This window comes from Salegentibacter sp. Hel_I_6 (genome assembly GCF_000745315.1).
Lineage (GTDB): Bacteria > Bacteroidota > Bacteroidia > Flavobacteriales > Flavobacteriaceae > Salegentibacter.
Genome location: NZ_JQNQ01000001.1, coordinates 1580342 through 1604369, shown reverse-complemented (window position 1 = coordinate 1604369; position 24028 = coordinate 1580342). Strand labels below are relative to the sequence as shown.

Here is a 24028-nt window from a genome sequence, read left to right as displayed (position 1 = left end):
CATGAAAACTTCAAGAAGAAATTTTATAAAAAGTACCGGGTATGTAGCTATTGGTTTCAGTTTAGTGCCAGGCCTGGCGTGGAGTCCTTTTAAAGATGAATCACTAGCATCAATAGTACAGCAACCCAGGATTAAAGACTGGTTGCAGGTTTTAGAAGATGGCCGTGTAAGAATATTTTCAGGAAAAATGGAATTGGGGCAGGGAATCCGCATCGCGATCGCTCAGGTAGCTGCGGAAGAGTTAAATATGAATGTAGATTTAATTGAAGTAAAACTCGCCGAAACATCTACCACTCCAAATGAAGGTTATACCGCCGGTAGTAGATCTGTTGCGCAAAGTGCTATGGCTGTTAGAAAAGCAGCCGCAGCCGCAGCAAGCATTTTAATAGCGCGTGCAGCAGATAAACATCAAATCGATGCCAATAATTTGTACCTCAAAGATGGGATGGTACTTTCAAAAGATGGCAATTTTCAGGAGAATTTCTTCAATATTCTTGATGGAGAGCAAATTGAAGAAGTGGTTCCGGAAAATGCCAGGCTCAAATCCAAAAAAGATCACCAGGTAGTGGGAACTCCCGTACTAAGAAAGGATATTGGTCAAATGGTTAGAGGGCTTCCGGTTTATGTGCAGGACCTTAGATTCCCAAAAATGTTACATGCAAGAATTGTACGTCCTGCTGCTTACGATGCCAAGCTTACTTCATTTAATAAAGGAAATGTCGAAAAATTAGACGTTAAGATCATAAAAGTCAATGATTTTATCGGGGTGCTTTCTGAAGATGAATACCAGGCAGAAAAAGCTAAGAATATTTTAGAGCGTGACTGTAAATGGAGTAAAGGAGAAAGCCTAAAGCCAGAGGAATTTTCAGCAGATTATTTAAAAAGTTTAAGTAGAGAAACTGAAAATGTTGTGAATAAAGGAAGTTTAGATCTTGATGGAAACTCGATAAAAGCCAGTTATTTTAAACCCTATGTAATGCACGGTGCGATAGGACCATCTTGTGCAGTAGCAATTTTTAAAGATAAAAAGCTACACATTTGGTCGCATACCCAGGGCGTTTATCCGCTTAGAGAAACTATAGCCGATCTACTAAATTTAAATGAAGAAAATATACAAATTACCGGTGTGCCGGGTTCGGGATGTTATGGGCATAATGGCGCCGACGATGTAGCTGCTGAAGCCGCTATTCTCGCCATAGAAAATCCCGAAAAACATATTAGGCTGCAATGGACCCGTGCCGATGAACACGCCTGGGAACCTTATGGTAGTGCGATGATAATGGAACTGGAAGGAAGTTTGAATTCCGACGGGAAAATTAAAAACTGGAAATATAATGTTTGGTCAGATACACACAGTACAAGACCGGGAGGCGATAAACAAAATCTGCTGCCTTCGAGTTTCTATAATGGTACAACTGCAAAAAGACCAAAAGGTTACTTTGGAGGTGCTTATAGGAATTCAGAGCCTTATTATAGTATTCCCCATCAAAAAATAGATGCACATTATTTTAAAGGTCCCTTAAGGGTTTCAGCTTTACGGAGTTTAGGGGCTTATTCTAATATTTTGGCTATCGAGAATTTTATGGATAGGCTGGCAGAAAAAGCAGGCGAAGTTCCAGTTGATTTTAGAATAAAACACCTGGAGGATCAACGCGCTAAAGATGTGCTGAATAAAGTAAAGGAAATGACAGCGGGAGTAAGTTTACAGGCTAACGAAGGTTTAGGATTTGCATTTGCACGCTATAAAAATTCGGCTTCATACTTTGCGGTAGCTGCAAGGGTTAGTGCTGCTAACGCTAAAATTTTAGTAAAAGAAATGTGGGGCGCCATAGATAGCGGGGAAGTTATAAATCCTAACGGATTAAAAAATCAGACCGAAGGCGGAATGATCCAGTCGGCGAGTTGGACTTTGCAGGAAGCGGTAAAATTTGATCAAACTCATGTAAGCAGTACCGACTGGGAAAGCTATCCTATTTTTAGATTTGCCGATATTCCAGAGATTCATGTTGAGGTAATAGACAGGCCAAATGAAAAAGCTCTTGGTGCAGGGGAGGCTGCACAGGGCCCATCGGCCGCCGCGATCTTAAACGCAATTTACCGGGCGACTGGCACCCAGGTAAGTTCACTGCCGGTGAATAAAGAGGTTTCTGCATAGATCACCGTGTTTTTTAGTTTGACTACTAATTTTATAGTTAAAATTTTTGATGCGATGATTTTATTCTTCATATTCGTTAATTATTCATCTAAAAAAGCATCACTAATGCAGAATTTCCTTTTAATAATTTTCAGTTTAATTTTTTCATCTGTCTTTGCTCAAAATCAAAAAATACAAGATCAAATTAAGTATAAAGCTACCTACGAGTTAACCTATTTCCCCGATTCTACAAATATTGAGGAAGTGAAGTCAGAAGATTTCAATTTATACCTGGGTAATAAGGTTTCTATTTTTGCCAGTAAAGGCCGAACGATGAGTGATTCTTTAAAAATGAATTTACAGGGAAGAGATATTGGAAGTATGGATTTTGAAGAACGTGCTAAAAAAACTAAAACCGAGTTTGAATCGGTGATTTACAAAGGTTTTCCGGAAGAAAAAATATCTTACTCCTATAAAATTCTTAGGGATAACCTGAGGTACGAAGAAGACCTGAACCAATTTAGTTGGGAGATTTTGCCGGAGAATAAGCTGATAGAAGGCTATCAGGCACAAAAGGCGACTACCACTTTTGCCGGAAGAAATTATATCGCCTGGTTTACTTCAGAAATTCCAATGCAGGAGGGACCTTATAAATTTAATGGTTTACCGGGACTTATCCTTGAAATTAGCGACACTCAAAATCATTATAATTATAAACTAAAAAGTTTCGAAAAGTTCAAGAACCCTGTTAGCGTAGAGCTTAAAGCTTCTCATTTTATAAAAAGTGATAAAAAGGAAATTTTAGAACGAATTAAAGAATATAAGCTAGATCCTTTTGCTGTTTTAGAACGAAATAATACTCCGGAAAAAAATATTACTATAGGTTTTAAAGATGGACAAAAAGAAAAGCTTTTGCGGGAATACAAAGAAAAATTGGAGAAGCAGAATAATCCCATAGAACTGCAATAAAACCCCTATCTTATGAAATATGTTTACTTTTCTCTTTTGTTTATTCTGGCTTTTCCAATTTGTAAAGCACAGGAATTAAACGAAAAGTTTAAATACAAAGCTACTTATGAGTTAACATGGCAAATAGATTCAACCGATGCTGAATCTATTCAAAATGAAACCATGGTACTTTATATGGGGGATAATATCTCCAGGTTTACCAGTGAAAATTTTTTGAAGCATGATTCTATCAACAAGATTAGAAAAAAGAATTTTGAAAAGACCGGTAGGTTTATGGCTCGACCGCAAACAAAGTTCAAGTATAAAATATTTAAAAATTTTACTGAAGGAGAAATTCTATTTTTTGAACGGATTTTTAAAGATAGCTTTAAGTATAACGAAAAACTCCCACTTCAGGAATGGGAAATTCATTCTGAAGCAAAAAACGTCTCTGGCTATAAGGTACAAAAAGCAACTACTAATTTTGCGGGGAGGGAATATGTTGCCTGGTTTACTTCTGAAATTCCAATTTCTGATGGGCCTTATAAATTTAGCGGTTTGCCGGGTTTGATCATTGAAATTTCTGATACCCAAAATTATTATCATTTTAAAATGACAGGATTTCACGAATTAAAAAAACCTGTTGCAGTGAGTATTGAGAAGAATCGATTTACCCTTGTTTCCAAGAAAGATTTTCTATCCGTTAAAGATAATCATGATCGTGATCTTTTGGGAGCATTAATAAAAGCCGGTGTTAAAATTGGCTGGTCTAAAGAAAGTGAGAAAGAAGCCAAAAAAGAATTAAAAGAAAACTATAAAAGCCGAAATAATCCCATAGAGTTGGAATAAATTTAAATCAATGAAACACACTTATTTTACCTTCTTTCTTATATTATTTTCCGCAATTTGTAGCGCCCAAAAGCTAGCTGATAAATTCGAATATAAAGTCACCTATAAACTCACCTACAAATTGGATTCCACCAATCTCGATGAATCCAAATCTGAATATATGATCTTATTTGCTGGAGATGAACTTTCTAAATTTTCCAGTCGGGCAAAAACTCTGGCCAATCCTATTGTTAGAAAAGGGAATACCGCACATACTTCCCGGGAAGCGGTTACAGATTTTCAATATGCCATTTTGAAGGATAGGAGTGAAAATAAGCTGTTTTTCACGAGGACTATTTCACGTGATCAATTTTACTATATCCAGAAAATGAATCAATTTGAATGGGAAATTCTACCGGAGAAGAAGAAAATTAAAGATTTTGAGGTTCAAAAAGCTAAAACTTCTTTTGCCGGAAGAGATTATGTAGCCTGGTTTACTTCCGAAGTTCCTATTTCAGATGGGCCTTATAAGTTTAGTGGTTTGCCGGGTTTAATATTGGAGCTTGAAGATACCCAGCAGCATTATGTATTTGAATTTTTCGGTCTGGAAAAACTCAGTCCAAAACTTAAATACAAGATCAATCTTAACCAATACGCTGAAACCAATAAAACTGAATTATATAAAGTTTGGAAACGATATATGGAAGATCCTATGGGGTATGCGCCCACTCCCCCTAATGTAATTATCTCTGAAGAAAACAAGAAAAAATATGCTGAAAGCTTTAAAGAAAGATTTGCGAAAATGAATAACCAAATAGAACTACAAAAATGAGAAGTCTTATAATCGCTATGCTTTTCCTTAGTTTAGGGAATTTGCAGGCACAGAATCAGTATTCCTATAAAGCTACGTATCAACTCGAATTCCAGGAGGATTCGACAGATGAAAATTCCATAAAATCTGAAACCGGTGTACTTTATTTAAGTGAGGAGCAATCACGATATTCCAGCCTGGGTAAAGCAGTTAAAGATTCTTTAGAAAATATGACAAATCCTGTAAGCACGAGGATGGATGAGTATAATCAAATGACCGATTTTAAATACAAGATCTTTAAAAATTATCAGGAAAACGAACTTATTTTAGCCGAAAAGGTTTTTCAATATGAATTAAAATATAAACAGGATCTAAAAAAGATTGATTGGGAAATTCAGCCAGAGAATAAAGAAATTTTAGGCTTTAGCGTTCAGAAAGCCACAGGTACTTTTGCCGGTAGAAATTATGTCGCCTGGTTTGCGTCAGAATTACCATTCTCTGATGGACCTTATAAGTTTAGTGGGTTGCCGGGACTCATTTTAGAGATTTCAGACCTAAAAAATCATTATCATTTTAGCTTAACGGCATTTCAGGAATTAGCAAATCCGGTAGATAAACTATTGAATTTGGATAATTATAAAACTGTTTCTCAGCAAGAACTTGATCAGGTTCGGGACGATTATGATCGTGATCCTATTGGTACCATGCAAAAGGCAGGCGTAAAATTCGGTTGGAGCGAAGAAGATGAAACTAAAACAAGAAAAGAACTAAGCGAAAAATATAAAAAACGAAATAATCCAATCGAGCTTCATCCATAATAAATCATCATCAATCAAAAAAAATAATCAATTGGATCATTTTAGACAGATTTTCCTATTCCTCATATCGATATTTATCATTTCTGTAGGTTATTCTCAAAAAGAAATCTCGGGACAGGTTCTTGACGATCAGGATGAAAAACTGAGTGGGGCAACGGTGATGGTTAGTAAAGATTCTGTTTCTCCGATATTAGCTTATGGTATTTCAGATTCGAATGGAAAATTTAAAATAGCTGTCAAAAATGAGAGTGATTCCCTGTTTTTAAAAGTTTCCTACATAGGTTTTGGTACGTTTAAAAAAACGATTCAGAATAAAGCACAGAGACTGGACGTTAAGCTTTCGCCTTCTTCAGAATCTTTAAAAGAGGTGCTCGTAAAATCTGAAATTTTGCGGCAACGTAGCGATACGCTTAGTTTTTCGGTAGCAGCCTTTAAAGGTAAAAACGACCGTGTGATTGCCGATGTTCTAAAAAAATTACCGGGTATCGATATTCGACCAAACGGACAGATTTTTTATAGAGATGAGCCTATCCAGAAATATTATATCGAAGGTTTAGATCTGTTAGAAGGGCGTTATAATCTTGCGAATGATAACCTTTCTGTCGAGGCGGTTTCTAAAGTCGAGATCCTGGAAAATCATCAGCCAGTAAAAGTTTTGGATAGTTTGGAGTTTTCAGAGCGCGCTTCAATAAATATCAAGCTTAAAAAAGATGTTACGTATAGCGGAACGGCCACCGCCGGGATTGGTGCAGCGCCTCTGCTGTGGCAAACAAAGGTAACGCCCATGATTTTTACTAAAAAACAACAGGCGATCGTTACTTATCAAAGTAATAATACCGGTAGTGATGTTTCCCGGGAGATTCGTGATTTTTCGATCAATTTTTCGGGCAATCAGTTTACGATCGATAAAACCGATTGGCTTTCGATTCAGAACATATCAGAGCCCCCTTTTTCTCAGGAGCGTTGGTTGGATAATAATGTGCATTTGGGTTCTGCAAATATTTTACAGCGTATCAAAGAGAATATAGATCTAAAACTGAATATCTCTTATCTTAATGATTACCAGCAACAGGATGGGAGTACGCAAACCCGCTATTTTACCCCTACAGATACGATAGATGTGATCGAGAATACCAACAACGATATTTATGTGAGTACACTTCAGGGGAAACTAACCCTGGAAAATAATGCCGATAAAAATTACCTGAAAAATCAATTGGAATTTAACGGATTTTGGAATGCTGCACGAGGTGTTCTAGATCGTCCCGATACAAAAATAAAGCAGCAGCTGGATAATCCTTTCTTCGGAATTAAAAACGATCTAAGTTTGCTTAGGACCGTGGGTAAACAATTATTCACTTTTAATTCGAATACAGGATTTACGGAAAATAATCAGGATCTCATGGTTCAGCCGGGACAATTTGAAGCTATTTTCAATGATGGAGATCCTTATAATGAAATTCAGCAATTGGTATCAGCCATAAAAATTTATACCGATAATTCTGCCGGATTCACAAAAGCACTGGGAAAATTCACTATCTCCCCAAAATTTGGCTTTTCATTTCAACATCAGCAGTTAGATAGCGATGTTTTTCTTAATGAGATCGATGAAGTTTTGGATGTGAATTTTAAAAACCGAACCGAATTTGTACAATCTTCGGTGTATTTTAAAAACGCTTTCAGGTTTGAAAGTAAGGATGAAACCTGGAATTTGCGTTTAAGTACACCGCTTGAATTTAAAAGCTTTCACCTTGAAGATGATAATTTTAAGGATAGCAGAAATCTGGATCGTTTGGTTTTTGAACCTAATTTTTATGTAAGAAAGAAAATTTCAGCATTTTGGGAAGCAAATGCTTCAGCAGGATTGAGTTATAATTTTGGTGAAATTCAGCAATTATATTACGGATTTTTACTGAATGGCTACCGGAATTTAAATCGTTACAATGCACCAATTTCCGAAGAACAAACACAAAATTATAGCGGAGGCCTACGCTATCGAAATCCGTTAAATCAATTATTTTTAAATGCGTCTTACTCGTATAATTATTCTGAAAATAACCTATTGTACAGTTCTAATATTGGTGAAAATGGAACAACAATTTTAGAAGCTGTAGCTCGTAATAATAGTTTTGATAATCATAGTTTCAAAGCCGGCGGAAGTAAGTACTTTAGGAAACTAAAAACAACACTTAAACTAAATGCTTCATATAATTTATCAAATCGGCAACAGTTTTTAAATAATACGCTGGCTGAGGTGAATACACAAAATTTGAATCTACGAGGAAGTTTGGAAGCCGATATTTGGAGTTGGCTAATTGCGAATTATTCAGGTAATTTCTCTACTTATACTTCGGGTTTTGAAGGGAACAATTTTCAAAAAATAGAAACCCATCAGCATATTATGGATCTTTATTTTTATCCTAAGGATAATCAATATTTGAGTTTGAGTGGAGAATATTATGGGAATTCACTTTCTGAAAATGGGGATAATTATTTTGTAAACCTGGGCTATCAGTTTACTTTTAAAAAGCCCAAAATGGACTTGAATTTAAGCTGGCGAAATATTTTGAATACGGAGACTTTTATAAATGCATATAACAATCAATATTATTATGTGCAGAGCAGCTATCAATTGAGGCCTTCGCAGGTTTTAGCAACGTTAAAATTTAGTCTCTAACTAGGCATCCATCTAAATATATTTCAAAATCTAAGCCTGAGTGAATTATAAGTTTTGTATTTCGTGAGTTTATGGTTTAGTTTTTAATTACCACAAAATAACTGTTATAATTTAAATGCCATTTGACGCAACCAAATGGGAAGAATTGGATCTAATAAATAGAACGAATAATATTAATTTTTTATAAATACTGAATTATGAAAAAAATTATTACGCTTATTTTAATTGGTCTCTTACTTTCCGGTTGTTCCAACAACGACGATGAAGGAGACGACTGTATTTTAGATATGGCAGTACCTTCCTTGCATCTCAGGATAGTTGATGACTCAGGTGCTAATCTCTTTGAAAATGGGACTATTGATCCAAATAATATCAGGGTAGAAGCTGATCATTCAGAAGAACTTATTAATTTTCAATTTATTCCAGGAAATGAATTTGCAAACCCTGATGCTGAAATTAGAGTGCTGGATAACTCGCTTATGTTAACGGTGCCACATAGGTCAAAATACGAATACACTATTTATTTAGATGATATAGAGGAAATTATTAATGTTCAACTTGAAACAGACCAATCAAGAAAGATTTGTGGAGCAACTTATTATACCCCGGTTGTTGCTAGCTATAAGAAAGAAACTTTAGAAATAAGTGAAGTATCATCAGAGCTTAATTTTTTGGTTATTCTAGAGATATAAAGAGTTGTAATTAGTATTAAGTCAATTTCCCTTAAGTAGAATTGGTAGAATTATTTAGACATAAATATGAGAAAATTTATTTTTATTGATCTTGGTTTAACTTTGAATTCGTGTAATTTATTTCGAAGAAATTGAATTAAAATTAAATTGTGAATAATTCTTATGTTGTCGCTCTAATCTCAGGTTTCTGAATCCTTGAGAGTTTGTTTGAAATCTCCCCTATTTTAGTAAATTTCAACCTATGAAAATGCTGGAAATTAAAACCGCTTTACAAATCGCAAAACCAAAAGCTGAGGTTTTTGAAGCGATTATAGATCCTGAAAAAATGAAGCATTATTTTATCGCGGAAAGCTCTGGAATGATGGAAGAGAGGAAGTCTATTAGCTGGAAATTTCTGGAATTTGAAGAATATGTGCCGGTGAATGTACGCAAATTAGTTCCCAATAAATTGATTTCTTTTGAATGGGAAGGTGCAAAAGATAAAAACCTTTTGGTCGAAATTAGCCTTAAAGAAGTTTCTAAAACCAGTACGCTGGTAAAAATAACCGAAGGAAAGATGGAAGCAGATGAGATGGGCATTCAATGGTTTGGTGGAAATACTGAAGGTTGGGCAAATTTCCTTGCCTGTTTAAAAGCTTATTTGGAATTTGGAATTAACCTTAGAAAAGGTGGGTTTGATTTTATGAGGGCGTAGAACCAATACGTCATAATCATACTGAACTCGTTTCAGAGCCTGCTCCGAATTTATTTCGGAGATATAACATAACACAACTTTAGATGATATTAGAATCCCTAAGGGAATTCGGGATAAAGCCTGAAATAAATTCAGCTTAACAAATGTTTATAAAAAAGAAAAACCCGTCTCAATGAAGAAACGGGTTTTTAATATTTATTGTTATGGCTGAGCCATTACATCATTCCGGGCATTCCGCCGCCCATTCCACCTGGCATTCCACCACCTTTGTCGTCTTCTGGGATATCCACAAGAGCACATTCGGTAGTTAAGATCATTCCGGCAACAGAAGCAGCGTTTTCAAGCGCAACTCTTGTTACTTTCTTAGGATCTATAATTCCGGCTTTCATCATATCTACAAATGTGTCAGTCTTCGCATCGTAACCAAATTCTTTCTTGCCTTCAAGAACTTTATTGATTACTACTGAAGCTTCACCACCTGCATTTTCTACGATAGTTCTAAGCGGAGACTCGATTGCTCTAAATACAATTTGAACTCCGGTTGCTTCGTCATCGTTTTCAGTTTTGATCTTAGCAAGAACGGCTTGAGCTCTTACAAGAGCCACACCACCACCGGCAACGATTCCTTCTTCTACAGCCGCACGGGTTGCGTGAAGTGCATCATCTACACGGTCTTTTTTCTCTTTCATTTCAACTTCTGAAGCTGCACCTACATAAAGTACGGCAACACCGCCGGCTAGTTTAGCCAAACGCTCCTGAAGTTTTTCTTTATCATAATCTGAAGTAGTGGTTTCGATCTGAGCTTTGATCTGGTTTACACGTTCTTCAATTTGCTTGTTATCACCAGCACCGTTTACGATAGTAGTATTATCTTTATCGATAGCTACTTTTTCAGCAGTACCTAACATATCAATAGTAGCGTTTTCTAAAGAGAATCCTCTTTCTTCAGAAATCACAGTACCACCGGTTAGGATAGCGATATCTTCTAACATTGCTTTTCTACGATCTCCAAATCCTGGTGCTTTAACAGCAGCGATCTTAAGAGAACCACGTAGTTTGTTTACCACTAAAGTAGCAAGGGCTTCGCCGTCTACGTCTTCAGCAATAATTAAAAGTGGCTTTCCAGATTGTGCTACCGGCTCAAGAACAGGAAGCAAATCTTTCATAGAAGAGATCTTTTTGTCGAACAATAAAATGTACGGATCTTCAAGATCTGCAGTCATTTTCTCTGAATTCGTTACGAAATATGGAGAAAGATAACCACGGTCAAACTGCATACCTTCAACAACTTCTACGTGAGTTTCGGTACCTTTAGCTTCTTCTACAGTAATTACTCCTTCTTTTCCAACTTTACCGAAAGCCTGGGCGATAAGATCACCAATATGCTCATCGTTATTTGCTGAAATAGAAGCTACCTGCTTTATTTTTTCTGAAGAATCACCAACTTCTTTGGTTTGTTTCTCCAAATCTTTCGTGATAGCCAGTACAGCTTTGTCTATACCTCTTTTAAGGTCCATTGGGCTTGCGCCTGCTGCAACATTTTTAAGGCCTTCTTTTACGATTGCCTGGGCAAGTACTGTAGCGGTAGTGGTACCGTCTCCTGCAAGGTCGTTGGTTTTAGAAGCAACTTCCTTAACCATTTGAGCCCCCATGTTTTCTAAAGGATCTTCCAGCTCAATTTCTTTTGCTACGGTTACACCGTCTTTAGTTACAGTTGGTGCACCAAAAGATTTACTTATTACTACATTACGTCCTTTTGGACCTAAGGTTACTTTTACAGCGTTCGCCAATGCATCTACACCACGCTTTATTCCATCGCGGGCTTTAATGTCAAACTTTATATCTTTTGCCATTGTAAATTATGTTTTGTCATTTCCGTGAAGACGGAAATCTAATTAATACTATTATTTATTTTGAAAATCTCCCCGTAAGTGGGGAAAGAAGTCTTATACTATTGCAAGAATATCGTCTTCTCTCATAATCAGGTAGTCTGAACCTTCAAGTTTTAATTCTGTACCGGAGTATTTTCCGTAAAGTACAGTATCACCAACTTTCACAGTCATATCGTGATCTTTATTTCCTTTACCTACAGCTACAACTTTACCACGTTGTGGCTTTTCTTTAGCTGTTTCGGGAATGTAAATTCCAGATGCCGTTTTAGTTTCGGCGGCTTCAGGCTCGATAAGAACTCTGTCTGAGAGCGGTTTAATGTTTAGTCCCATTTTTTATAAATTTATTTAGGTTAATTAATCTTTAAATAAGCGACTAAGCCTAATTCTAAAATTATGCCACCTCGCTTTTACTGCCAATTACCAATAAAAAATGCCAGCTTGTCATAAGCTGGCATTTTAGAATTTTATATAGAACGAAACCTTTTATTGATCGTTGTCAGATTCTGATTGTTGTCCTGGCATTTGTGCCGGTGGAGTAGTATTGTTTTCAGGCATTGCGTCTTCGTCAAAAACCCTGGATTCACCGTAACTGGAATCATCCATAATAGTTACATTAGAAAGTAAAATAAGGACCAATAAAAGCGTTGCTAAGGTCCAGGTGCTTTTATCTAAAAAGTCTCCGGTCTTCTTAACACCACCAACTTGTTGTCCACTACCACCAAAAGAGGAAGATAAACCACCGCCTTTAGGGTTTTGTACCATAATTACCACTACCAGTAAAAAGGCTACAATAACTATTAATGCTAAAAAAATTGTAAAGGTGCTCATTCTTATTTTGAATTATTTTCTTGTAATTTTTCGATTGCCCGAATTTGGTCAGCAAAGAAACCACTTTTTTCGGGATTTTTCAAAATTAATATTTTATATGCCTGTATTGCTTTTTTATAGTTTTTTTGCTCTAAATAAACCCGGGCTAAAGTCTCTGTCATTAAGGATTCAGCGGGAGTTGTACTCACTTCGGCAAGATTGGATTTATTGGTAGGTTTGCCGGGTTTTATCTTAGGACTTTTGGAAATAAACCTGTCTATAAGTTCAAACTTTTTATGTTGAACATCATCTTTTTGATATTCGTCTTCAATTTCTTCCCGTTCTATAGGTTTTGCTGAAGTAAGTCGTAACCACTCTGAGAACGAATGTGATTCTGAAGCGTTAAATTCTAAGGGTTCTCCTAACTTTAATTTATTTTCAGCGGAATCTTCTAGCTCAGCTGTTTCAGCTTCAGCCTTGTTTTCTTTTTCTGAAAATAACTCGGGGTCCATGACTTGCTCAGATTCAGATTGGCGCATTTTAATGGCCTCGTCTATGGCTATACTTCTTTTGGCAAAGACCTCTTCGGGCTCAAAAACAGTAATATTGCGAAGTTGCTCTTCCTGATCCTGAATTTGTCTTGCAATCTTGTTCTGATTAAACTCTTCTGAAGTAATAAAATCGAAAAGTACACTGCGATTAGTGGTATAAGCAGCGGTTTTTTTTAGTGCACTGTTGTAACTGAATTCCTGGTGTTCCTTTAATCCTTTGAGCCTAACTGCACGCGCCGCCTGAAAATAGGGTGCTTTTTGAATTAACTTTTCTAAAGCGGTGGTTTGCCCGGCGGTAATGCCTGCCGGTTGTTGCAATAGTTGTATGAATTCGGTTGCTTCCATATTACCAATCGGTTAATGCAGCATTAAAAATATCCTGGGTTAGCCGGTTGTAAATTTCATCTAAAGCAGTTGCCAACACATCACCAACAAGCTGTGCGTTGGCCGGATAATCGTAATAAAAAGAAAAGCGTCTTTCAAAATCTTTTTCTGGTTCCAGGGTGTTGTAATAACGAACATTAACTGCGATTGTAAGTCGGTTTTCAGCGGCTGTATTTTCAGAAGTAGCTGTAATTGGCGCTATATAGAAATCTATAATTTCTCCTTCAAAAATAAGATCAGCATTATTGTTTGCCAGGCTTAAGCTGGTTTGGTTTTGAATAAGATCCTGTAATTGTAAAGTGAAAGTTCTATCAATTCCCGGCTCTACCAAATCGGCCTGGTTTTGAAAGAAATTTACCTGGAAAGAGTCGGCATCACCGGTATCGGCACCTGTAAAGGAGTAAATTCCGCAGGATTGGGTGCAAAATAGAAGCACGAAGCATAAAAGAAAAGCAGATTTTTTCATAAAATCGGGGACTAAATTACAAGTCGTATTGTTTTATTTTTCTATAAAGTGTGCGCTCACTTATACCTAATTCTTCGGCGGCAGCTTTGCGTTTTCCGCTATGCCTGTCTAAAGATTTTTTGATAAGCTCTAATTCTTTATCCTGCAAAGAAAGGGTTTCTTCTTCCTGAATTTCTTCCGCAAAATAATATTTATCCTTTTCTCTGTTAATTTCAGATTTTGGACTGTTCTGCGGAATTTGAAGTACTTCCAGACGTTCATCATTTAAAGCTTCCAATTCTTCTGCATCAACATCTTCCCCGTCATCATCTCCATACAGTTTTTGAATAAGACTTTCATTCTCATCCTGAACCTTTTTGGAGTTTCCACTTTCCATAAGTTTTAAGGTAAGTTTCTTTAGGTCGGTAAGGTCGCTTTTCATATCAAAAAGCACTTTGTAAAGAATTTCACGTTCATTGCTAAAATCACTTTCCTTCTTTTTATCGGCGATCACGGCTGGTAAATTACTGCCAATATTTGGGAGGTATTCTTTTAAACGTTCCGGGCCAATAATGCGTTCCTGTTCTAAAACCGAAATTTGTTCGGCTATATTTCTTAACTGTCTAATATTTCCGCCCCATCGGTATTTTTGTAATAAACTTACGGCATCATCCTGAAGTTTTATGGTGGGCATCTTATATTTCAATGCGAAATCTGAAGCGAATTTTCTGAATAATAAATGAATGTCTTCTTTTCGATCTCTTAGTGGTGGTAAGTTAATTTCTACTGTACTTAATCTATAATAAAGATCTTCACGAAAACGCTCTTTTTTTATAGATTCCTGCATATTGATGTTGGTAGCCGCAATAATGCGAACATCAGATTTTTGCACTTTAGAAGAACCTACTTTTATAAATTCCCCGTTTTCCAGAACACGAAGTAATCTAACTTGTGTGGGAAGGGGTAATTCCCCAACTTCATCTAAAAAAATAGTACCGCCATCGGCCACTTCAAAATAACCGCTACGAGTTTGAGTAGCGCCGGTAAAAGCACCTTTTTCGTGACCAAAAAGTTCAGAATCTATAGTTCCTTCGGGAATTGCACCACAGTTTACCGCGATGTATTTCCCGTGTTTTCTATGAGATAAAGAATGGATTATTTTTGGAATACTTTCTTTACCAACCCCACTTTCCCCGGTTACCAAAACCGAAATATCTGTAGGCGCAACCTGGATTGCTTTTTCTATAGCGCGGTTAAGACTTTGATCGTCGCCAATTATTCCAAACCGCTGTTTTACTGCCTGAATTGATTCCATATATAAATCCTGTTATTTCTGAAGGAATAATAACTGATTTTCCTTTAGCCTGAAATAACTACTTTTTTTAGTTGTTTTCACTATAACCCACTGCCTCACCAATTAGGGTTGCACTGGTGCAATCGTTTATTTTTACATTTACAAAATCCCCAACTTTATAGTTTTCCTTTGGGAAAACAGCTACCGTATTTTGGGTGGTACGGCCGCTCCAGTGTTCGTTGGATTTTTTGGATTCTCTTTCAATTAAAACCTCTACGGTATCACCAAGAAATCGCTGTGTTCTAAAATGGTTATGCTCCCTTTGAAGTTTTACTATTTCAGCTAATCTTCGCTGTTTTGTTTCTGCAGGGACATCATCTTCCAGTTTCCGTGCAGCCATGGTGCCGGGTCTTTCAGAATATGCATACATATATCCAAAGTCATATTTCACATATTCCATCAATGATAAAGTATCCTTGTGATCTTCTTCGGTTTCTGTAGGGAAGCCCACAATTAAATCCTGAGAAATAGAACATTCTGGCATTAGTTCTCTTATATAGTCTATAAGTTTAAAATACTCTTCGCGGGTGTGCAGCCTGTTCATCTCTTTCAAGATTCTATCACTTCCGCTTTGAACCGGTAAATGAATATGCTTGCAAATATTTGGATAAGCCGCTACAACTTCAATCACCTCCAGCGTCATATCCTGCGGATTTGAAGTAGAGAACCTAATCCTCATTTTTGGCTGTGCTTCGGCAACCAGTCTTAAAAGTGCGGAGAAATCTGTGGCCGTAGCCTTTTGCATTTCCGAAGCATTTTTAAAATCTTTTTTAAGTCCGCCGCCATACCAAAGGTAGCTATCCACATTCTGACCTAAAAGTGTGATTTCCTTAAAGCCTTTGTCCCAAAGATCGTTTACTTCTTCCACGATACTTTGCGGATCGCGGCTTCGTTCTCTACCGCGGGTAAAGGGAACCACGCAAAAGGTGCACATATTGTCGCAACCACGGGTGATAGAAACAAACGCTGAAACCCCATTAGATTGCAAACGAACAGGAGAAATATCGCCATAAGTTTCTTCTTTAGAAAGAAGCACATTTATTGCATCCCGGCCTGCTTCAACTTCATTTATAAGATTTGGAAGGTCCTTGTAGGCATCTGGCCCAACTACAAGATCTACGATCTTTTCTTCTTCCAGGAATTTCTCCTTAAGACGCTCGGCCATACAGCCTAAAACACCCACTTTCATCCCTGGATTAATTTTTTTAACTGCGTTATATTTTTCAAGCCTTTTACGAACGGTTTGTTCGGCTTTTTCTCTAATAGAACAGGTGTTTACTAAAACCAGATCTGCTTCTTCTAAATTTTGAGTAGTGTTAAAGCCTTCTTTTGCAAGAATAGAAGCAACGATTTCACTATCGCTAAAATTCATTGCACAGCCGTAACTTTCAATAAAAAGTTTACGGTTGTTTTCTGTCCTGGGCTCCATTACCAGCGTATTTCCCTGTTGTTTTTCGTCTATTGTCTTCTCCATAATTCAAACTTCCTTTTCAGGATTAAGAATTGCAAAGATAAGGGTAAAACGAACTTCTGACAAAGTGACAGCAATTTTTTTAATTTTCTCACGCAACCTTTTCGTATTAACTGCATCTATATAATAACTAACCCAGAAATAATGAGATTTTTCTACAGTTTAATCACGCTGCTGCTTTTAGCATTAATGGCTTTATTCACTTCTTGCGAGAAAGATGATGCCCAGGATGAATTTTATAATGTTGCTGTTCCTGTTGTAAAACCTATTGAAGAATTTAGGGCAATGGTAAAGATCTCTGAACCAAGAGCGATTTCTGAAGCAGGGAAAATTTATACTCATGGCGACTATGTTTTTGTGAACGACGATCAGAAAGGAGTGCATATTATAGATAATAGCGATCATCGGAGTCCTGTGAAAATTAAATTTCTGGAAATTCCGCAGAATACCGATATCGCAGTAAAGGATGATATGCTTTTTGCAAATTCGGCGATGGATTTAGTGGTTTTTGATATAAGCGATATCAATAATATTTCCCAGGAGGAAAGTATAAAGAACGTATTTCCAAATCATAATAGTAGGATTCCAGCCGGTGCTTCTTTTGTAGATAGCGACAATTTTAATGCTGAAACAGAAGTAGTCGTGGGTTATGTAATGGAAACCCGAAAAATAGAAATGGCAAACGATACAGGGTGGTTAACTAATGATAGAGCATCTTTTTCAGAATCAGGGAATTCGTCAGGAGGATCTGGTACAGGAGGTTCTTTAGCTCGTTTCAATATTCACGAGGACTTTTTATATGTTGTAGATCAAAATCAGCTTTCAGTTTTTAATATTGAGGGATTAAGTACGCCTGAATTATTAAAAACCGATTGGGTGGGAACAGGTATTGAAACCATCTTTTATAAAGAAAACCACCTGTATTTAGGAAGTTCTACCGGAATGTATATTTATAGTGTAGAAAACCCTGAGGTACCAGAGTTTAGATCTATGTTTAGACATATCCTTGGTTGCGATCCCGTAGTAGTTAAAGGTGATATCGCCTATGTAACAATACGTGGAGGTAATCTTTGCGGGCAGGAATGGAGCCAACTTGATGTAATAGATGTAGCTGATAAGTCCAATCCGCAGTTATTACAAACTTATGATATGGAAAACCCTTACGGCCTGGGCGTAAAAGACGACTGGCTTTTTGTTTGCGACGGTACCGCTGGTTTAAAAATATATGATACAAAAAATACCCCCAACCTGGAACTTATAGACCATTTTCAGGACATTAACACCTATGACGTCATCCCTTTAGAAGATGTGCTCTTAATGGTTGGGGATAATACACTTTTCCAATATACTTATAAGGGTAATGAGATCAATTTATTAAGCAGTTTTAATCTCAATTGATTTTATTTTGTTTTTTAAGGACGCCCCGCAACCAGCGGGGCTTTTTTATTAACCTGTTTGAAAAAGAATTTTTTAATCGCGAATGCTTGAATGTGGCTGTTTTACAAGCTTTTTCATGTTGTTTTGTGAAATCATGTAGGCTGTTAAAAAAAAATTGATATACTTTTGCAGCTAGAAAAAGAGAGTTATGGCAAAGAATTTAGTGATTGTAGAGTCCCCTGCCAAGGCGAAAACCATCGAAAAATTTTTAGGAAAAGATTATAAAGTGGCTTCGAGTTTTGGGCATATTGCCGATTTACCTACTAAAGAGTTAGGGGTAGATACCGAAGGGAATTTCACTCCAAAATACGTAGTTTCTAAAGACAAGAAAGATGTAGTTAGAAAACTAAAGGGATTTGCCAAAACTGCAGAAATGGTTTGGCTCGCTAGTGATGAGGACCGGGAAGGGGAAGCCATTGCCTGGCATCTTGCTGAGGAACTCAATCTAAAGAGCGATAAAACTAAAAGAATTGTTTTTCACGAGATTACTAAAACGGCTATTCTTAAGGCTATAGATAATCCAAGAGATATTAATTATAACCTGGTAAATGCTCAACAAGCTCGTAGGGTTTTAGATAGGTTGGTGGGTTACGAACTTTCGCCTGTTTTATGGCGAAAAGTAAAAGGCGGTCTTTCAGCAGGAAGAGTTCAATCGGTGGCGGTTAGGCTTATTGTAGAAAGAGAGCGCGAAATCCAAAACTTTACTGCGGAAGCTTCTTTTAGAATCGATGCAGAGTTTACAACGAAAGATGGTAAATCTTTCAAAGCAAAAATTCCTAAGAATTTTGATACCCGTAAGGAAGCTGAAGCATTTCTTCAGCAAAACCTGGGATCGGATTTTAAAGTTGCAGAACTTACTACTAAACCAGCAAAAAAATCACCTGCTCCACCATTTACAACTTCAACCTTGCAACAGGAAGCAGCAAGGAAATTATATTTTTCAGTAAGTAAAACCATGACTATGGCACAGCGTTTATACGAAGCCGGTCATATTACTTATATGAGAACAGATTCGGTTAACCTTTCAGAAGATGCAAGAAAAGGTGCCAACAAAGAAATTTTAAAGGCTTACGGAGATAAATACGCAAAATCCAGGCAGTTTAAAGGAAAAACAAAAGGCGCTCAGGAAGCTCACGAAGCGATTAGACCTACAAATTTTGCCAGCCACTCGGTAAGAGCAGATCGTGACGAACAACGTTTATATGAGCTTATTTGGAAACGAGCTATCGCTTCCCAAATGAGCGATGCGCAATTAGAGCGCACCAATGTGAAAATTGAAGCTTCTAAACACGATAAGCAGTTTACCGCAAATGGAGAAGTGCTTAAGTTTGATGGTTTTCTAAAAGTTTATTTAGAAAGTACAGACGATGATGAAGATGCCGAAGAACAAAACGGAATGTTACCGGCTTTAAAGGAAAATCAGCCGCTTAACAACAAATATATTACCGCAACCGAAAGGTTTACGAGACCTCCTTATAGATATACAGAAGCTTCTTTAGTGAAGAAACTGGAAGAATTGGGGATTGGTCGTCCTTCTACTTATGCGCCAACAATTTCTACCATTCAGAATAGGAATTATATCGAAAAAGGATCGGTAGATGGTACAGAGCGCGAGTATTTGCAATTTGTATTGAAAGGATCTGACATTAAAGAAAATAAATTAACTGAAACCGTTGGAAGTGATAAAGGGAAATTAGTGCCAACCGCTGTGGGAATGGTAGTAAACGATTTTCTTGTAAATCATTTTTCAAACATTCTTGATTATAATTTTACCGCTAGAGTTGAGCAGAGCTTTGATGATATCGCAGAAGGAAATGAAGAATGGACGCATATGATGAAGGAATTCTATGAAGACTTTCATCCGCAGGTTGAGGATGTGGCGAAAAATGCCGACCGGGAAGTTGGAGAAAGAATTTTAGGCGAAGATCCTGAAACCGGTAAACCTGTAAGTGTAAGGTTAGGGAAATTCGGGCCTATGGTTCAAATTGGCTCTGTAGAAGACGATGAAAAGCCGAAATTTGCCAGTCTTGGACCAGACCAAACTTTAGATTCGGTTACTTACGAAGAAGCGATGGATCTTTTCCAGCTTCCAAAGGAATTAGGAGAATATAAGGACGAAAAAGTTGAGGTTAATAACGGCCGATTTGGTCCTTATGTGAAATTTGGTAAAAAATATGTTTCCCTTGAAAAAGGGGAAGATCCATTAAACGTAGATTTTGAACGCGCGATGGAGTTGATAAAAGAAAAGGAAAAGGCAGATGCGCCAATTCATCATTACGAAGATATGCCGGTGCAAAAAGGCGTAGGTCGTTTTGGTCCTTTCCTAAAGTGGAATGGTATTTTTATCAATGTAAATAAGAAATACGATTTTGATAATCTTTCTATTGAAGATATTGAAACTTTGATTGAGGATAAAAAACGGAAAGAACGCGAGAAATTAATCCACAACTGGGAAGAAGAAGGGATTAGAGTTGAAAAAGCGCGCTGGGGAAGGTTTAATATCATAAAAGGCAAGACTAAAATTGAATTGCCAAAAACCACAGATGCCGAAAATTTGAGTTTGCAGGAGGTGCAGGAAATTCTTGAAGAGAAATCTAAAAAGAAGAAAAAGACCACCAAAAAGAAAGCTCCGGCAAAAAAGTCAACTGCTAAAAAGAGCACGGCTAAAAAGAAAACCACTACCAAAAAGAAGAAATAATATATGGATTTAGATTTTCTGAGTCCCCTTTCTGAAGAATTGCTTAAGGAGATCACCGGTTTTGGTGAGCATTCACTAGGTAATTCGGTTAAAAAACATAGTGTTGTTCAGGGCTTTCCAGATTTAGAAGGCGTTGAAATAGCTATTGTGGGTGTAAAAGAAAATCGCCTTGGAGACGAGATAGATTTTCTTGATTTTGACGATGTAAGAAAGGCTTTTTATAGTTTGTTTCCTGGAAACTGGCATCTAAATATTGCCGATCTTGGAGATATTGAAAAAGGAGAAACGGTAGAAGACACCTATTTTGCGGTTCAGAATTTGGTTGCTCAATTGGTGAAAAAGGATGTGATTCCTGTACTTCTTGGTGGAAGTCAGGATTTAGTTTATGCACAATACCGGGCTTACGATACTCTAGATCAAATGGTTAATCTTGTGAATATAGATAGTCGTTTTGATTTGGGCGATGCAGAGAAGCCAATAAGTAATAAATCTTACGTTGGGAAGATCGTTGTAAATCAGCCTTATAATTTGTTTAATTATTCGAATATTGGCTATCAAACGTATTTTAATTCGCAGGACGAGATAGAGTTGATGGAGCGTCTTTTTTTTGATGCCTATCGTTTAGGGGAGATCACTAATAATTTTAAATTAGTAGAGCCCGTAATGCGGGATGCGAATATGGTAGCTGTAGATTTAGCTGCAGTTAGTGCGCCTTCATCAGGTTCTCGCGATATCGCTTCTCCTAATGGTTTTGATGGTAAGGAAATATGTGCGCTTTCCCGTTATGCCGGCATTAGTGATAAAGTAACTTCCTTCGGAATTTACGAATATGACAATTTGAAATTCGGAAATTTGGGCACGATGTTAATGGCTCAGATGATATGGTATTTTGCTGAAGGAGTTAATTACCGTACTAACGAAAATACTATTTCTGCAAAAAAAGAGTTTATAAAGTACCAGGTGCCAATAGATGATGAGGTTTTGGTTTTTTATAAAAGTCCTGTGAGTGGGAGGTGGTGGATAGAAATCCCATTTCTGTCACATATAGATACTAAATTAAAAAGGAGTACGTTATTACCTTGCAGTGAAGAAGATTACCTGGAGGCTTGCAATCAGGTGATTCCTGAAAGGTGGTATAAAGCAAAAAGAAAAAACGAAGTTTAAAATAAATTCATGCATTAATTTGATTTACTGTATTTTTACCCAAATTATTGTTTTTTAAAAAATAATTAGATAGGTTTACTGCCGTAAATTGAGATGTCTTAACCTAAGAAATACTATGAAGAAATTTATTTCGCTAATAGCTGTTCTAGCCTTGCTTTCAAGCTGTGGGCGTGGAGATCGTGGACAGCTGGTTGGTGCGAAAGGGGAGAAATGGAATCCGGAGAAGCCGCTAGGGATGACATTAATTCCGGGAGGATCGTTTATTATGGGTAAGTCTGACGATGATATCGCAGGCCAACGTAATGCGCCACCTAAAACGGTAACAGTTCGTTCGTTTTATATGGACGAAACCGAAATAACCAATGCTGAATACCGCCAATTTGTTAACTATGTGAAGGATTCTATCGTGAGGGTAGAATTAGCTATCATGGCAGAAAATATGGGTGAAGCTGAAGGTTCTGGCGGTATTGGTGATTATGCTTTTATGGATTCGGAAGAAGGTGATATGACTCCTTACGAAGAGTATATGTTAAATACTTATGGCCAGGGAGGCCCTTCAGATACTTATGAAAATCGTCGTCTAAATAAAGATGTTGATATTATTTGGGATACTGATGATTATCCAGATGTGTACTACGCCGAGGTAATGGATATGCTTTATATCCCTATGGAGGAAGTTTACAATGGGCAGCGTACAATTGATGTTGATAAATTGAAATTCACTTATACCTGGATGGATGTGCAAAACGCAGCCAAAAAACAGGGGCAGCGAACAGATTATATTAATAAGGAAGAAATTTCTGTTTATCCTGATACGACCGTTTGGATTAGAGATTTTAATTATTCTTATAATGAGCCTATGCATAATGATTATTTCTGGCATAGTGCTTTTGATGACTACCCAGTAGTAGGAGTTACCTGGAAACAGGCAAGAGCTTTTACGCAATGGAGAACCTTATATCATAACTACTACCGTAGAGAAAAAGGAGAGCATAATGTGCCTTCTTATCGTTTGCCAACCGAAGGGGAGTGGGAATATGCTGCCCGTGGTGGTTTGGAAGGAGCAACCTACCCATGGGGCGGGCCTTATGCCAAAAACGATCGAGGATGTTTTATGGCGAATTTTAAACCTTTGAGAGGTGACTACGCGGCAGATCAGGCACTTTATACAGTAGAAGCTAAATCTTACGATCCTAACGATTATGGCCTTTATAATATGGCTGGAAATGTTGCTGAGTGGGTAGATTCTTCTTATGATCCTGCTTCCTACGAATACATGTCTTCTATGAATCCTACCGTAAATAATCCTGATGATATGCGAAAAGTAGTACGTGGAGGTTCCTGGAAAGATGTAGCATATTTCTTACAGGTAAGCTCAAGAGATTATGAGTATGCAGATTCAGCAAGAAGCTATATCGGCTTTAGAACAGTTCAGGATTACCTTGGCACAGATGTTACCCTAAATCAACCTAACAGATAATTAACAACCTATTTAACCAGTAGAAAATCTAAATCTATTTTATTATTATGGCAAAATCAAATTCAACTAAGAGAATAACAAACATGGTGTACGGTTTAGGTGCATCAGTTGTAATATTAGGTGCGCTTTTTAAAATTATGCACTGGCCTGGAGCAAACCCAATGCTTATTGCAGGACTTATTGTAGAAGCTCTTGTATTTGCATACTCTGCTTTTGAACCAACAGATGATGACCTTGATTGGTCTTTAGTATATCCTGAATTGGCCGGTGGCCAGGGAAGCCGTCGTACCGCTACGGTAATTGAGGAAGATAAAGAAACGCAGGGACAGCTTTCTAAGAAATTAGATGAAATGCTTAAAGAAGCTAAGATTGATGCAAATTTAATGCATAGTCTTGGAGACAGCATTCGCAATTTTGAAGGAGCAGCAAAAGGAATTGCTCCAACCGTAGATGCTATGGCTTCTCAAAAGAAATATAGCGAAGAGCTAACTACAGCTGCTACGCAAATGGAAACATTAAACAATATTTATAAGGTTCAGGTAGAATCGGCCTCACGCCAGGCAGAAATCAACCAGGAGGTTGTGGAAAATGCCGGTAAATTAAACCAGGAAATGGGATCGCTTGCGGCTAACCTTTCCTCTTTAAACGGAGTTTATGGCGGTATGCTTACTGCTATGAATGGTACCCGTAGCATGGCGACTAATTAGTTAATTGCAGTACCTGAAAACCTAAATTATTAAAGA

Annotated in this window: 20 protein-coding genes; 13 read left to right on the top strand and 7 right to left on the bottom strand. The window is 37.2% G+C overall.

What is annotated here, in order from left to right; translation table 11 throughout:
- Position 1: 1 nt before the first annotated feature.
- The 8 genes from FG27_RS07020 to FG27_RS06985 all read left to right on the top strand — a co-directional run bounded on the left by FG27_RS07020 (position 2) and on the right by FG27_RS06985 (position 9602).
- Positions 2-2155, top strand: a complete 2154-nt coding sequence (locus FG27_RS07020; RefSeq protein WP_037317296.1) for a molybdopterin cofactor-binding domain-containing protein — start codon at positions 2-4, stop codon at positions 2153-2155.
- Between the two features lie 105 nt (positions 2156-2260).
- Complete coding sequence (locus FG27_RS07015) at positions 2261-3103, top strand: GLPGLI family protein (RefSeq protein ID WP_037322020.1); 843 nt, start codon at positions 2261-2263, stop codon at positions 3101-3103.
- A gap of 12 nt (positions 3104-3115) precedes the next feature.
- The gene (locus FG27_RS07010; protein ID WP_037317293.1) at positions 3116-3931 is read left to right on the top strand and encodes a GLPGLI family protein; all 816 of its coding nucleotides are present in this window, start codon (positions 3116-3118) and stop codon (positions 3929-3931) included.
- Between the two features lie 10 nt (positions 3932-3941).
- Positions 3942-4742 (top strand): GLPGLI family protein, encoded by an 801-nt coding sequence (locus FG27_RS07005; RefSeq protein ID WP_037317290.1) that lies wholly within the window; start codon positions 3942-3944, stop codon positions 4740-4742.
- Entirely contained in the window at positions 4739-5539 is an 801-nt protein-coding gene (locus FG27_RS07000) for a GLPGLI family protein (protein WP_231563294.1), read from the top strand. Before FG27_RS07005 ends, FG27_RS07000 begins: the two co-directional genes overlap by 4 nt.
- A 31-nt stretch (positions 5540-5570) precedes the next feature.
- Positions 5571-8216 carry a carboxypeptidase-like regulatory domain-containing protein gene (locus FG27_RS06995; RefSeq protein WP_037317287.1) on the top strand — a complete coding sequence of 882 codons (2646 nt, stop codon included), beginning with the start codon at positions 5571-5573 and terminating at the stop codon, positions 8214-8216.
- Positions 8217-8413: 197 nt separating this feature from the next.
- On the top strand, positions 8414-8908 hold the full coding sequence (locus FG27_RS06990; RefSeq protein WP_037317284.1) for a hypothetical protein: 495 nt from the start codon (positions 8414-8416) through the stop codon (positions 8906-8908).
- 241 nt (positions 8909-9149) lie between these two features.
- Positions 9150-9602, top strand: coding sequence for an SRPBCC domain-containing protein (locus FG27_RS06985; RefSeq protein WP_037317281.1), 453 nt, complete (start codon positions 9150-9152; stop codon positions 9600-9602).
- 215 nt (positions 9603-9817) lie between these two features.
- Here FG27_RS06985 and groL read toward each other — a convergent pair whose 3' ends face one another.
- From groL to miaB, 7 genes are all read right to left on the bottom strand, one after another.
- A complete protein-coding gene (groL, locus tag FG27_RS06980) occupies positions 9818-11455 on the bottom strand; it encodes a chaperonin GroEL (RefSeq protein ID WP_037317279.1) in 1638 nt (545 codons plus the stop codon).
- A 93-nt stretch (positions 11456-11548) separates the two neighbouring features.
- A complete protein-coding gene (groES, locus tag FG27_RS06975) occupies positions 11549-11824 on the bottom strand; it encodes a co-chaperone GroES (protein ID WP_037317277.1) in 276 nt (91 codons plus the stop codon).
- Positions 11825-11977: 153 nt separating this feature from the next.
- On the bottom strand, positions 11978-12322 hold the full coding sequence (secG, locus tag FG27_RS06970) for a preprotein translocase subunit SecG (protein WP_037317274.1): 345 nt from the start codon (positions 12320-12322) through the stop codon (positions 11978-11980).
- Positions 12323-12324: 2 nt separating this feature from the next.
- Positions 12325-13197, bottom strand: coding sequence for a hypothetical protein (locus tag FG27_RS06965; RefSeq protein WP_037317271.1), 873 nt, complete (start codon positions 13195-13197; stop codon positions 12325-12327).
- Between the two features lies 1 nt (position 13198).
- Entirely contained in the window at positions 13199-13702 is a 504-nt protein-coding gene (locus FG27_RS06960; RefSeq protein WP_037317268.1) for an LptE family protein, read from the bottom strand.
- A 16-nt stretch (positions 13703-13718) separates the two neighbouring features.
- On the bottom strand, positions 13719-14996 hold the full coding sequence (locus tag FG27_RS06955) for a sigma-54-dependent Fis family transcriptional regulator (RefSeq protein WP_037317265.1): 1278 nt from the start codon (positions 14994-14996) through the stop codon (positions 13719-13721).
- Between the two features lie 67 nt (positions 14997-15063).
- Positions 15064-16509 carry a tRNA (N6-isopentenyl adenosine(37)-C2)-methylthiotransferase MiaB gene (gene miaB, locus FG27_RS06950; protein ID WP_037317262.1) on the bottom strand — a complete coding sequence of 482 codons (1446 nt, stop codon included), beginning with the start codon at positions 16507-16509 and terminating at the stop codon, positions 15064-15066.
- Between the two features lie 141 nt (positions 16510-16650).
- Between miaB and FG27_RS06945 the strand changes: the two genes are divergently transcribed.
- The 5 genes from FG27_RS06945 to gldL all read left to right on the top strand — a co-directional run bounded on the left by FG27_RS06945 (position 16651) and on the right by gldL (position 23992).
- Positions 16651-17904: an LVIVD repeat-containing protein gene (locus tag FG27_RS06945; protein WP_037317259.1), complete on the top strand. Its 1254-nt coding sequence runs from the start codon at positions 16651-16653 to the stop codon at positions 17902-17904.
- 187 nt (positions 17905-18091) lie between these two features.
- Positions 18092-20641, top strand: coding sequence for a type I DNA topoisomerase (topA, locus tag FG27_RS06940; RefSeq protein ID WP_037317256.1), 2550 nt, complete (start codon positions 18092-18094; stop codon positions 20639-20641).
- 3 nt (positions 20642-20644) lie between these two features.
- Positions 20645-21805, top strand: a complete 1161-nt coding sequence (locus FG27_RS06935) for a formimidoylglutamase (RefSeq protein WP_037317253.1) — start codon at positions 20645-20647, stop codon at positions 21803-21805.
- 115 nt (positions 21806-21920) lie between these two features.
- Entirely contained in the window at positions 21921-23285 is a 1365-nt protein-coding gene (gldK, locus tag FG27_RS06930; protein ID WP_037317250.1) for a gliding motility lipoprotein GldK, read from the top strand.
- Positions 23286-23332: 47 nt separating this feature from the next.
- Positions 23333-23992: a gliding motility protein GldL gene (gldL, locus tag FG27_RS06925; RefSeq protein ID WP_037317248.1), complete on the top strand. Its 660-nt coding sequence runs from the start codon at positions 23333-23335 to the stop codon at positions 23990-23992.
- Positions 23993-24028: the final 36 nt, after the last annotated feature.

Bases quoted from the DNA above. Each gene is read 5' to 3' on its own strand.
- FG27_RS07010 (WP_037317293.1), top strand. From the start codon at position 3,116: ATGAAATATGTTTACTTTTCTCTTTTGTTTATTCTGGCTTTTCCAATT.
- FG27_RS06985 (WP_037317281.1), top strand. From the start codon at position 9,150: ATGAAAATGCTGGAAATTAAAACCGCTTTACAAATCGCAAAACCAAAA.
- FG27_RS07000 (WP_231563294.1), top strand. From the start codon at position 4,739: ATGAGAAGTCTTATAATCGCTATGCTTTTCCTTAGTTTAGGGAATTTG.
- FG27_RS06945 (WP_037317259.1), top strand. From the start codon at position 16,651: ATGAGATTTTTCTACAGTTTAATCACGCTGCTGCTTTTAGCATTAATG.
- FG27_RS07015 (WP_037322020.1), top strand. From the start codon at position 2,261: ATGCAGAATTTCCTTTTAATAATTTTCAGTTTAATTTTTTCATCTGTC.
- groES (WP_037317277.1), bottom strand. From the start codon at position 11,824: ATGGGACTAAACATTAAACCGCTCTCAGACAGAGTTCTTATCGAGCCT.
- FG27_RS07005 (WP_037317290.1), top strand. From the start codon at position 3,942: ATGAAACACACTTATTTTACCTTCTTTCTTATATTATTTTCCGCAATT.
- FG27_RS07020 (WP_037317296.1), top strand. From the start codon at position 2: ATGAAAACTTCAAGAAGAAATTTTATAAAAAGTACCGGGTATGTAGCT.
- gldK (WP_037317250.1), top strand. From the start codon at position 21,921: ATGAAGAAATTTATTTCGCTAATAGCTGTTCTAGCCTTGCTTTCAAGC.
- gldL (WP_037317248.1), top strand. From the start codon at position 23,333: ATGGCAAAATCAAATTCAACTAAGAGAATAACAAACATGGTGTACGGT.
- FG27_RS06955 (WP_037317265.1), bottom strand. From the start codon at position 14,996: ATGGAATCAATTCAGGCAGTAAAACAGCGGTTTGGAATAATTGGCGAC.
- topA (WP_037317256.1), top strand. From the start codon at position 18,092: ATGGCAAAGAATTTAGTGATTGTAGAGTCCCCTGCCAAGGCGAAAACC.
- groL (WP_037317279.1), bottom strand. From the start codon at position 11,455: ATGGCAAAAGATATAAAGTTTGACATTAAAGCCCGCGATGGAATAAAG.
- FG27_RS06990 (WP_037317284.1), top strand. From the start codon at position 8,414: ATGAAAAAAATTATTACGCTTATTTTAATTGGTCTCTTACTTTCCGGT.
- secG (WP_037317274.1), bottom strand. From the start codon at position 12,322: ATGAGCACCTTTACAATTTTTTTAGCATTAATAGTTATTGTAGCCTTT.
- FG27_RS06935 (WP_037317253.1), top strand. From the start codon at position 20,645: ATGGATTTAGATTTTCTGAGTCCCCTTTCTGAAGAATTGCTTAAGGAG.
- miaB (WP_037317262.1), bottom strand. From the start codon at position 16,509: ATGGAGAAGACAATAGACGAAAAACAACAGGGAAATACGCTGGTAATG.
- FG27_RS06960 (WP_037317268.1), bottom strand. From the start codon at position 13,702: ATGAAAAAATCTGCTTTTCTTTTATGCTTCGTGCTTCTATTTTGCACC.
- FG27_RS06965 (WP_037317271.1), bottom strand. From the start codon at position 13,197: ATGGAAGCAACCGAATTCATACAACTATTGCAACAACCGGCAGGCATT.